The organism is Chryseobacterium sp. (assembly GCF_022712095.1).
Lineage (GTDB): Bacteria > Bacteroidota > Bacteroidia > Flavobacteriales > Weeksellaceae > Chryseobacterium.
Genome location: NZ_JALAHD010000172.1, coordinates 1 through 11,844, shown reverse-complemented (window position 1 = coordinate 11,844; position 11,844 = coordinate 1). Strand labels below are relative to the sequence as shown.

Below are 11,844 nucleotides of genomic sequence, written 5' to 3'. Positions count from 1 at the left end.
CTCCTCCTACTGCTAGTAGCATACTTCTGAAATCAAAACTTTCTACTGTTCCCCATCCGATAGCACTTCCGATGAATCCACCCACAAAGGCTCCAACGATTCCTAAAATGATTGTCATTAGCCAGCCTCCACCTTGAGTTCCCGGCATAATCATTTTTGCGATTGCTCCCGCGATAAGACCAAATATGATCCAAGTAATAATCCCCATAGTTAAAATTTTAATGTTAGTATTTAGTGATATTATGGGAAGAGATGACAGAAATCATCTTTTCTTGAAGAATGAGTCAACAAATTCTGTACCATTAAAAAGTTGTAAATCCTGCATTTTCTCACCGACGCCAATATATTTAACCGGAATTTGGAACTGATCTGAGATTCCGATGACCACTCCTCCTTTCGCTGTTCCGTCAAGCTTTGTCACAGCTAACGCATTCACTTCAGTGGCTGCTGTAAACTGTTTTGCCTGCTCGAAAGCATTCTGGCCTGTAGAGCCGTCTAATACCAATAAAATTTCATGTGGAGCATCAGGAATGACCTTTTGCATTACTCTTTTAATTTTCGAAAGCTCATTCATTAAATTAACTTTATTATGAAGTCTTCCTGCTGTATCAATGATTACTATATCAGCTTCCTGTGCTACGGCACTCTGTACCGTATCAAAAGCAACGGATGCCGGATCGGAGCCCATATTTTGTTTTACAATGGGAACACCCACTCTCTCACTCCAGATCGTAAGCTGATCTACTGCAGCGGCTCTAAAGGTATCGGCAGCACCTAATACTACTTTTTTTCCTTCTGATTTGAACTGATGAGCCAGTTTTCCGATAGTGGTGGTTTTACCTACCCCATTGACGCCTACTACCATGATTACATAAGGTTTTTTTGTAGTATCAATATTTCCGGTTCCGGCATGTGGATTCTCCAATAATAAACCTGAGATTTCTTCGCGGAGAATTCCGTCCAGCTCACTTACATTTATATATTTATCCCGGGCTACACGATCTTCAATTCTTTCTATGATTTTGATGGTGGTAGATGCGCCCACATCGGAAGCAATAAGTACTTCTTCCAGATCGTCCAGTACTTCATCGTCTACTTTGCTTTTGCCGACTACAGCTTTAGTCATTTTTTCAAAAAAACCTTGACTGGATTTTTCTAGTCCTTTGTCTAAAGTTTCTTTTTCTTCTTTCTTGAAAATATTTTTAAACCAACTCATATCAGAATTTTGATTTTATATAAGATGTTTGTTTGTGCCAGTGAGCAAAGATAACAAAAAAACTACCCAAAAGCTGAGTAGTTTTTATATTGTAAAGAAAGTGAGGATTATTTTTTTAAATAACCTTCCACCTCGTCTGCATTCATTACTTTTTCTTCGAAAACGTAAGCACCTGATTTAGATGACTTCACCATTTTCACAACTTTAGTCATTTTTTTTGACTGACCACTTTGTAGGGTTGCTACTACTTTTTTTGCCATGGTAAATTATATTTTTATAAATTACTTGATTTCTTTATGAACGGTATATTTTTTAAGAACAGGATTGTATTTTTTCAACTCCAATCTTTCTGTAGTGTTCTTTTTATTTTTTGTAGAAATGTATCTTGACATTCCCGGCATTCCGCTTTCTTTATGCTCTGTACATTCAAGAATTACTTGAACTCTGTTTCCTTTTTTTGCCATGATTTCTTAATTATTTAATAAATCCGTTTCTTGTTGCTCTTTCAATAGCCTCTTCAATTCCAATCTTGTTAATTACTCTCAATCCATGAGCAGAAACTTTTAACGTTACATGCTTATCTTGCTCCGGAAGGTAAAACTTCTTCTCCAATAAGTTAATTTCAAAACGACGCTTCGTTTTGTTATTAGCGTGAGAAACGTTGTTACCAACCATTGCACGCTTTCCTGTTATTTGGCAAATTCTTGACATATCTCGATGTTCTTTATTTGTATAATATTTGAGAGTGCAAAATAACGAAGAATTTTTTAGATAGACAAATGTTTTACTAAATTATTTTCCAATTAATTGGATTATTTTTCTTCTCTCATTTCTCATTTTACTTCTGTTTTGCTATTTTTCCCTGCACATATTTTATCAGAAAATAGAAAACAAGAAAGCCTAATGCAAAAATAGATATTCTTGAAAGGAGGTCTCCGGCTCTTGTATAGAATGTCTGTTGGTCATACAGATTTACTTTAGCGAATAAAGCAGTCTGATCACCATACAAGGTATCGGCTTCAATTTCTCCTTTGGCATTGATATGTGCTGAGATTCCGCTATTGGCCGAACGTGCAATTTCTCTTCTGGTTTCTATGGCTCTCAGTCTTGCGTAGGATAATAATTGTTTATGGCCTTCCGTTACTCCCCACCATGAGTCATTAGTCATAATTCCCAGAAAGTTGGCTCCTTTTTTTACATAATCTGTTACGAATTCTCCATAAATACTTTCATAGCATATGATAGGAGCAATTTTACCTTTATTGTACGGATTGGAGAAAGCGACTCTTTCGTCGTCTGTTCCCAAGGAAGCAACAGTTCCTCCAAGATTGAGCATTGCATCGCCTAATAAAGGCTTTAAAACACTCATGTATGGGAATATTTCAACTCCGGGGACTAATTTTCCTTTGTGATAAACCTCTACTTTTTGATTGGGAATGAGCTGGATAGCGGTGTTAAAACTTTCGACCCAAACTCCCTGGTTAATCTGATAGGCTTCTTTTGGTAAATTAGTATCACTAAAATAATATCTATGAGAAGAAACTCCGGTATTAAAAACAGAGCCGGGATGTTTTGAAAGAAAATCTTTGATATTATTTAACAGAAAACTTTTTTCAAAACCGGTTTCAGAGAGCGAACCTCTTCCGGGAATCGCTGTTTCGGGAGCTATATAATAATCTATCTTCCCTTTTGAATTTTGTTCAGCGAGAGTTAGCAGATCATTTTCAATGGTAAGACTGTCTTTGGAGTATTTTTCGGCATAAGGATCAAGGTCTGGCTGCAACATCAATACATTGACTTGTCCAATAGGTTTTTCATTGAAGTTATTATATTTAAAAATAGAAATAACCATGGGTAAAATAATTAACCCTGCAATGATGGAAACATTTTTGATCAATTCTTTTCTTTTTCGTCCTGCTTCCCAGACTCTTAATGAGTAGAATATAAACACATTAACAACTAAAATCCAGAAACTTCCTCCCGTTGCTCCCAATGTGTCATACCACTGAATCAGTTTTGGATATTCTGAAAATACATTCCCAAGGTTCAGCCAGGGCCATGTCAGTTCCCAGGTCATATGAAATTTTTCAAAGCTCATCCAGATGGCAATAAAAAAAGCAAACCCCCAATAAGTGCCCTGTGCATTCTTATACCAATGGTATAACTGGAATACTAGGGAATACAGCAAAGAATTGATTAAAACAGGAAATAATACTGCCATAAGGGAATGACTTCCATCAGGATTTTTGGACCCATATAACCAACCGGTAGTTACTATATTCCATATGACAAAACAAATGTAGGAAAGCCCGAAAACTGCCCATCCTTTTCTTTTGATTGCTGAAAATTTAGAAATATCATGCTCCATCATTAAAAGAGGAACCAGAGCAAAAAATATAAAGAACGGTACACCATAAGTAGGCCATGATACAGATAGTAACATCGCGGAGATGAGGGTGAGTAAAATGTATTTCATTGAAATCAAATAAAGAACAAAAATATGACTTGTAAAAAGAAACTCAAAATCAAAGTGTAATTATATGATTTTGAGTCTTCTCTTTTTAATCCCAGTGTTGCATCATCATGATAATGGGTAATAGATCTTTTCCTTGTTCAGTAAGCTGAAAAAAAACTTTTTCAGGTGTTTGTGGAAGGATTGTCTTTTTGATGATTTGATCCTGTTCCAGTTCTTTCAGCTGAGTGAGCAGCACTTGCCTGTTGATTGAAGGTATTGTTTTCAGCAAGATGTTAAAGTGGTTGATATCTTTACTGATAAAGTAGAGAATGGACATTTTCCATTTTCCCCCAACGGTGTTAAAGAAATGCGGTACAGCATGAGGCATACCAGCATTTCCCTTTCTTCTAGGTTTCATGATTATTGATTAGTTTATTGCTTATGATTACAGCCACAAAAATAGTGATTAGAATCTTAAAAATCACGATATTGAGACTTATAAATTGTTGATTTTATATGCTGTGATTGATTTTAAATTAATTGTAGCTTTAGATTAACCATTCAGTTCCTGAGCGCGTTTTTCAGCGTTTAAAATTCCCTTTTTCAGGATTTCTTTAAATTTATTTTCTTCAAATGTTTTTAATGCAGCTTCTGTTGTTCCTCCTTTTGATGCAACATCCTGGATTAATTCTCCCAGATTCTTCTCTGAATTATTAATAAGGTGATAGGCTCCAAGCATGGTCTGTTTTACAAAAAGCTTGGAAAGATTTTCTTCAATTCCCATTTCTATTCCGGCCTGAATCATAGCATCCACAATATAATAGAAATAAGCGGGACCGCTTCCTGATAATGCTGTAACTCCATCCAGAAGTTCTTCATTTTCAAGATAAACAGATCTGCCTGTACTGTTTAGTAGTCTTTCGATAATAATAAGTTTCCCGAAAGGAATTCCTTCTGCAGAAGTATACCCAGTAATCCCCATTCCCAAAAGGGTAGGAGAGTTCGGCATAGCTCTTACCACAAGCTGATGATGGAGTGCCTTTTGGATTTTTTCAATGGTAATTCCTGCCATAATGGAAAGTATCATTTGTCCTTCCTGGAGGGAAAACTGAAAACTATCGGCAACCAATTGGAAATCCTGAGGCTTTACAGCAAGGATAATAAGATCAGCATCTAATTCTCTGACATCTTTAAATAATGAGATTTGAGAAGATGGAAAAGCTTCTGAAATCCGGGGTAATTTGTCAGAATTTCTGGTGATGAGATGTAAATTCTCTGGTTTTATAAGATCATATTTCAAAAAAGACTTTGAAAAGGATAAACCCATATTTCCGGCTCCTATAATGGCTATTTTCATATTATTGTGTTTTAAAATTAAAACGATCTAATATTCGTTAATAGCTAAAATAGGTTATTTTTTTAATACACTGAGTATCAGTGCAAATAAATTTAAATATATTTTAGAATTATTCTACAGGGAACTCAGGTCTCCTCATTTTGTATTTAGTTCCGGACAGGGATTCTAAAAAGGCAACGAGAGCTTTGGTTTCTTCTTTGTTAAGATTTAAAGGTTTTAATAATGGGTCGGTAACCGGATAAAGAGGATCCGCTTGTTTTTTTTCAGGGCTTGGATCAATCATGTGCATTCCACTGTTGTACATATTCACAATCCCTTCCAGATCATTAAACAGACCGTTATGCATCCATGGTTGGGTCAACATTAAATCTCTTAATTGAGGTGTTTTGAATTTGCCTACGTCTTCTGCTTTTTTAGTGGTATTATAAAGACCAAGATCTTCATATTTTCTTTTGTAATAAGTAAGCCCTATATTATGAAAAGATTCATCAGTTAGATACTGTCCGTTGTGGCAGTTCATACAGCGGGCCTTTGTTCTGAAAATATGCATTCCGTATATTTCTTCATCAGACAAAGCGTTGTATTTTCCTTCTAAAAATTTATCGAAACGGCTTCGCTGGCTTTTAATAGTTCTCTGAAAATCAGCAATAGCTTTTACGATTCTGTCATAAGTAATTTTATCATCACCATAAGCATTTTGGAAAAGCTCTTTATATGACTTAATCTGACTGATTTTTTGAGGTAAGGTGTTTACGTCCATTGCCATTTCGTTATGTGCTCCCAAAGGACCTGAAGCCTGTTCTTCCAGAGTTTTTGCCCTGCCATCCCAAAAGAATGATTGTCGTTGGGCAATATTATATAAAGAAATGGAGTTTCTTTCCCCCAAAAGATGATCGTTACCTAATGCTACGCGTCTGCGGTCTGACCATCCCATTTCCGGATCATGGCAGGTGCTGCATGAAACCTGGCTGGATTTGGATAATTTAGGATCAAAGAAAAGCATTTTACCCAGAATGACATTGGGGCGGTCCTGGTCAGCAAAAAAATTGCTGTCACTTTTAATAGGGGAAAATTCTTTCCATTCCACACCATAATCAATATCTGGTTTTGGCCACTCTGTGATTGCTTTCTTATAGCTGTTTACAATGTCTTTTATAGTTGGATCCTGAATCTCCGATAATTCCCGATTAACCTTTGTTGTAAAGCTGAATAAAAAAAAGAACGTTAAAATAAATATCCCTAAAATACCTCTTTTCATGATCTAAAATGTTATTCCCAGACTTGCGCCGATAAAGTTATTATTTTTTTTCTGAATTTTCTGTGACTGCCATTGTGCACTTACAAAGAAAGCTGGCAGTTTCTCTAATTTAATGTCATAACGTAAAGAACCTCCTACGGTTGTAATATCGCTGCTTTGAAACAGATAATCCTGCATGATCCATGTAGTTATAGCAGGGGGTGTATCTGAATGTAAGGCGTTGATGGATTTATTGACGATTCTTTTGGATAAATAAGGTTGCAAACTGATAACCTGGTTTTCCTTTATTTGCTGTCGGTAATCCAGATTAATACCTATACAGGTATATTCGAATTTTTGACCGGTGGAAGGATAAAGCCTTCTTTCCTTAATTTCCTGATAACTAAAGAATGGAATTGCTGTAACAGAAAAGTTTTCCTGATTATATTGATAGAATCCTTTAATAGAGGAAATATAGTCTTCTTTGCGGTATGCCTTTCTTTTAAAAATCTGCTGCGTAATCTGGGTATTGGATGAATATCCATATTCAGATCCTGTTTTTATGGATCCTGAATAGCTGGCTAAAATTCCTAATCGATGGTTCTGGATATTGAAAAACTTGGCACCTTCGATTGTACCCATTTTATTTTCCAGATCCGATGTGTCCAAGTAAATGGATGAACTTATGCTTTTTACATTATTGGATTTGCCTCCCAGGGCACGTATATAGAAATCTTTTCCTTGTTTATTGGAGATCTGGGCTCCTACTTTATATCCTAATTCTTCATAAACAACATTGGGAGCACCTCCGTTAAAAAAGTAATTGGAGTATCCAAAACCTACCATTTGGTAAACAAACGGCTGTCCCAGTTCGCTTACAAAAGTAAGAGAACTGTTTTGGGTATATTTGTTGATTTCTGCGAAAATGCCTACTTCATATTCTTTGTAAACTTTATAATTAACTCCGGTATTTACAGATAGGTCAGAAGTAGTATTCTTATTTCTGGGATCCTTCGATCTGTATCCTAGCTGAGCTAAATAACCGGCTTCAATTCCGAGTGTCCAGCGATTCATTGTCTGTGCATATCCTCCTGAAAACTTATAGCGTTCCAGATTGGAGTTTCCGCCAATAGAATCAGCAACTACATAGGGTGCAATACGGTCGAAATCCAGATTTTCATTCCATTTTATAGAACGTGTTTTTAAATTTTCATAGCTTGCACTTCCCCAAACTGCTCGGTTAGGACTTAGCTTTTGGAAGGATTGAGCACTTATTTTTAATCCTTTTTCTCCGGCACCTAATTGTTCACGATATACTTTTTGTTTGTCATCATGATAATTAATGCTGAACTCTGAAAATGAAGAAGAACTATAATCCGACATAGCAGCCGGATTATAATAGAAATTATTTTTAAAATCTCTTTCAGTACTGTATTGATCGTTAATCTTATTGAATAACTTAATACTGTCCTGAGCCTGAGCCGAAGCTGTTCCCAGGAAAGTTATCAGTAATAGGCAGAAAGAATTCTTTAATTTAGACATAACGGAGTATAAAGTTCCTTAAAAGAGATTTTAGTGTACAATGCCATTGATAAAACTTGGCTGTGAATCCTTTACAAAGTCGTTGGTAGAATTATTGGTATCCATATAAATATTTTTACCATTTTCCATTTGTCCTAAAACTTTACGTCTTACTGATTTACCGAAACGGGTATCATCACTGTCGATAGTTCCGCATGCAGTCCATCCAGCATCTAAACCTGCAGAAGTTAGTGTATGTACAAATTTAGCAGCCACACTGTTGTTTACCGCATCTATGATCCATGAGTTAGGGATTTCATAAGCACTTTTAGAAGTGATATTTCCTGCGCTGTTGGTATATTGATAATTGTATTTATGATTGGTTAAGAATGTTGTTGATGTCTCTCCTGCCGGGAAACGTGCGATAACATAACTTTCAAACCCTCTGTTATGTAAGAAGAACATGTTATAGGTCATCTGAGTGTAGATTACATCAACATTCGGTACATCCGGATTATCTACCTGTCCTAAACTAGGGTTAGTAGACGGGAATTCGAAATCTGCATTATGCAGGTCATAAGCATTGCTGGTGTTTTGTTTGTGGTTAATTGCATTATCAGCAATTACAATAAAGTCACCAGGCTGTACCGGATAATCTGTGCCGTTACCAGGTAGTACCATTACTCCTTTTACAGCAAATGACTGATTAACGTTATAAGGAGTAGGGTTTTTATCATCAGTAGTAAGGAATTCAGACTGTCCTATGATCAGTTTATCAGCATATAATATTTTGTCAGTATTGTTGGTTAATTTAAAATAACGTCCTGAATTGTAAACTTTTCCATCTGCTGTTTTAATTCCGGTAAAGAATACTTCTTCAAAAATGAAATCATCGTAGAATTCTTTTACAAATAAAGGAATGTTTAAATTGGTGGCTGCTGTTGTGATATCTGTTTGTGCCTGAGCTCCCACAGCTATTTCTTCATTATCTGTGGTTATTACTGTACCATTAACAATGATTTTATAAGAACCATAAGCTAAATTGAAAGAATAAGAGTTTGTATTTTCTATGGTTTGCTTAACAATTGCTCCTGTATTAATTTCCTGAATTTCTATTTCTAAAGATTTGTAATTCATGATATTGTTCCCTGAGAAAGATAAAGTAAGAACTCCGCTTTGAGCAGCTTCCACACCAAAATCATCGTCACTGGAGCATGAGGTTACAGTAAATGTAGCCATCATTGCTGCCAAACTTAATAGTAAAACTCTTTTTTTCATGTCTTTTTATATATTTAATTTGTTATCTTAAAAATTGTAATTCAGTTCCATTCCGAAGTAGGGAGCATATTCTCCTTTCCTTTGAACTTTAATTCCATTATTGTAATAAGGGCTGTAATAGTTGAAGAGTCTGTTTACAAACATGGAAGTACACAATGATTTGTAAATACTTTTGGTAATTTTTAAATTTCCATTGATATTAAAAGTATACTTGGTGGCAAGGTTGTCTGTAACGGATACATTTCTTACCAGCCATTGCTTATATATATCATCTTTATCCGCTTCAGTAAATGTGTATACATTTCCATCCATATCAAAATAGGATGTAGGTTCTGCTATTCTGTGATCTCTTTTTCTGTGATCAAATAAAGTTCCCTGTAGTGATGCCGAGATTGTAAGATCTAGATTAGGCAGATAGGTGTCAATGAAAAGGTTATAATTTAAATTGGAATTAATGTAACCATAATCACTCTGATAAATTCCTACATAAGGAAATGGGTCAGTCCCTATAGAAACACTTGGTTTCTCCTGAACCGGAATAGTATTTCTGTATTGGGTTCTGAACCAAGCTCCGGTAAGTGTGAATCTTGTATTGATAGATTTGATTCTTGGTGAGCTATAACCGAATTCTATTCCGTTTTTTAACGTGGCGCTTCCATTCTCTGTTATGGTGTAAGAACCGAAGTTTTTCATCAGTGTATAAGACAGATTGGTAAGGTCAGGACCATTGTTCCATTGAGAAAGATCAACCTGGCTTGCATCGTATTGTTTGTAAGAATGAGTCACATAATATGCAGTGCTTCTGAAACCGTTTTTCATATCTTCTTTAAAATAAGAAATGAAGAAATTGTGATTTCTATAGCTTACATCTAACCTTGCTTCAGTTTTTACATTTTTAGCTGCTGTAATATTTTTGTTTTCCAGTGACTGCACATACGTCATAAAGTTAACATAACGGTACTGTTCATCATTGTGATAATAATTTAGCTGAGTATAGTCCCAATATTTTTTATTTGGGTACATCATCATTAAAGTAGGCTGCTTATAAAAGATACCATATCCTAAAGTAATATCGGTCTTTAACGGACAGTTGTTAATCATCAGCTGAGGAAGACTATATTGAAAATTAATCCTTGGTTCGGTAAAAACCTGCTTGCTGATGGAATAAGATTTATCCACTCCCATTTGTTTAGAAAATCTTAATCCTGCGTATAGCGTGAACTTATGTTCATTGGCTGTATAACTGATTTGGTCTCCCAAAAATGCTGAAAGAAGTTGAGATGCAGGGATATCATCATAGGCTCTCGGTCTTGTAGTCATTGTTGCAGTAGGAGGAGTTTGTAAGTCATACTGTTGTCCTTTGCCGTTGTTCTTAGAGTAGCGCCAGTCGATCCCTGCTTCATAGGCATGGCTTAAAGGACCTGTTTTTCTGTTTCCATTGATTTGGAAAAGGCCTGTAATGTCTAATGGTTTACCATCTGTGGTGAAATTGGAAACATAACGAAGGGCCGGGAAAATCCCTACATTTTCTCCTTGCTCTGTAGCTAATGAAATAGAACGTGGCCCTGACTGTTGGACAAGTTTTATCTGATCTATTTTATCAAACCCTTGTCTGATAGCAGTATTAAGGGTTATTTTATTAAAGAAAGCTTTGTCATCTAAAAGATAAATGAAATTATTGGTTAGGCTGATTCTGGTATTGGTGGAGTTGTACTTATCAATAGTAGGATAGCCAGTATCCGGATCATATTTTTTCTTATCTACGTTGTTGGATAAATCAAGATTGGATCTCCATTCCAAAGGACGGGACCAAAGCGTCGATTTCTTCTTGGAACGTATGGAGGCCGTTATTCTTTGATAATTCTCAAATTCATTACGCGGATCTATTTTAGCATCCAGTAAATCTGCACTGGCAGTAAGCTGCCAGTCTTTCGTCAGTTGAAATCCTTTACTTACATAATATTGTTTACTGAAGCCGTCTGCTTTGAATCTTGCCTGTAGTGGGGTATTTCCTACCTTACGTTCTATTTTGATTAAGCCTGAAGTAAGGTCGCCATAAGCAGCTGAAGGGATTCCACGGATTACTTCCACTTTTTCAATGTCATTAGTAGATAAAGTTCTCATATCTACTCCGGTAGTGGTGGTGTTTCTTGCGTTATCTGCAGAAAGCATATGAGAAGTATCGGAAGAAACCTGCATATCTGCATTAGAATTCCAGATATTGTCATCGATCATAAACTGAATTCCGAGAGAAGATGTATTATAGCCGGACGGACCGTCTGTGTTTTCGCGAATAAGAGGCTTATTAACAGAAGTTAAAGATGGATCCCTAGCTAATCCCCCGGGAAGGAGTTCCAGTAGATCTGTGAAGCTTGAAGGCTGTAGATGCTCCATAGCCTGCTTGTTAATGATTGATTTACTTGTTAATCCTTTGCCTTCCCTTGCTGTTATGACAACTTCTTCGAGTTTGTTTTCAGATTGAAGCTGAAGAGATATATTCCTGCTGGAAGATAGATTAATATGAAGTTCCTTCTCCTGATATTGAGAATGAATGATTTTAATAGAATGTTTACCTTTTGTTACAGAAAAACTTGTCACTCCATTGCTGTTGGTAATGGAAGGATCTGACCCGTCTACTATAACGGAAGCACCCTTTAGGCCAACATTATTTTCATTGTGAACGGTAATATTTAATTGTATTCTTTCATCTTGAGCATAAATAAGCTGAGTGCTGAAAAGGAAAAAGAAAACAAAAGATAAAAATCGAATCATCTTTTTAT

Annotated in this window: 12 protein-coding genes; all 12 read right to left on the bottom strand. The window is 35.9% G+C overall.

The annotated features are described in order from the left end of the window. Positions 1 to 208: GlsB/YeaQ/YmgE family stress response membrane protein (locus Q0A18_RS08850; RefSeq protein ID WP_292009790.1), on the bottom strand; the 208-nt coding region annotated here is incomplete at its 3' end. Between the two features lie 54 nt (positions 209 to 262). Continuing rightward, entirely contained in the window at positions 263 to 1,216 is a 954-nt protein-coding gene (gene ftsY, locus Q0A18_RS08845) for a signal recognition particle-docking protein FtsY (protein ID WP_292009789.1), read from the bottom strand. Between the two features lie 107 nt (positions 1,217 to 1,323). Beyond that, positions 1,324 to 1,476, bottom strand: a complete 153-nt coding sequence (locus tag Q0A18_RS08840; RefSeq protein ID WP_089853914.1) for a DUF4295 domain-containing protein — start codon at positions 1,474 to 1,476, stop codon at positions 1,324 to 1,326. A gap of 21 nt (positions 1,477 to 1,497) precedes the next feature. Then, the gene (rpmG, locus tag Q0A18_RS08835; RefSeq protein ID WP_053327078.1) at positions 1,498 to 1,680 is read right to left on the bottom strand and encodes a 50S ribosomal protein L33; all 183 of its coding nucleotides are present in this window, start codon (positions 1,678 to 1,680) and stop codon (positions 1,498 to 1,500) included. A gap of 10 nt (positions 1,681 to 1,690) precedes the next feature. Further along, positions 1,691 to 1,927 (bottom strand): 50S ribosomal protein L28, encoded by a 237-nt coding sequence (gene rpmB / locus Q0A18_RS08830; RefSeq protein ID WP_292009788.1) that lies wholly within the window; start codon positions 1,925 to 1,927, stop codon positions 1,691 to 1,693. Between the two features lie 127 nt (positions 1,928 to 2,054). Further along, positions 2,055 to 3,692 (bottom strand): apolipoprotein N-acyltransferase, encoded by a 1,638-nt coding sequence (gene lnt, locus Q0A18_RS08825; protein WP_292009787.1) that lies wholly within the window; start codon positions 3,690 to 3,692, stop codon positions 2,055 to 2,057. 85 nt (positions 3,693 to 3,777) lie between these two features. Further along, complete coding sequence (locus tag Q0A18_RS08820; protein WP_292009786.1) at positions 3,778 to 4,089, bottom strand: helix-turn-helix domain-containing protein; 312 nt, start codon at positions 4,087 to 4,089, stop codon at positions 3,778 to 3,780. A gap of 135 nt (positions 4,090 to 4,224) precedes the next feature. Beyond that, positions 4,225 to 5,028, bottom strand: coding sequence for a pyrroline-5-carboxylate reductase (gene proC / locus Q0A18_RS08815; RefSeq protein WP_292009785.1), 804 nt, complete (start codon positions 5,026 to 5,028; stop codon positions 4,225 to 4,227). 109 nt (positions 5,029 to 5,137) lie between these two features. Next, on the bottom strand, positions 5,138 to 6,286 hold the full coding sequence (locus Q0A18_RS08810; protein ID WP_292009784.1) for a cytochrome c peroxidase: 1,149 nt from the start codon (positions 6,284 to 6,286) through the stop codon (positions 5,138 to 5,140). 3 nt (positions 6,287 to 6,289) lie between these two features. Then, positions 6,290 to 7,807, bottom strand: coding sequence for a DUF6850 family outer membrane beta-barrel protein (locus Q0A18_RS08805; RefSeq protein ID WP_292009783.1), 1,518 nt, complete (start codon positions 7,805 to 7,807; stop codon positions 6,290 to 6,292). A 30-nt stretch (positions 7,808 to 7,837) separates the two neighbouring features. Beyond that, positions 7,838 to 9,064: a DUF4876 domain-containing protein gene (locus Q0A18_RS08800; protein WP_292009782.1), complete on the bottom strand. Its 1,227-nt coding sequence runs from the start codon at positions 9,062 to 9,064 to the stop codon at positions 7,838 to 7,840. Positions 9,065 to 9,091: 27 nt separating this feature from the next. After that, a complete protein-coding gene (locus Q0A18_RS08795; protein WP_292009781.1) occupies positions 9,092 to 11,836 on the bottom strand; it encodes a TonB-dependent receptor plug domain-containing protein in 2,745 nt (914 codons plus the stop codon). Between the last annotated feature and the right edge of the window lie 8 nt (positions 11,837 to 11,844).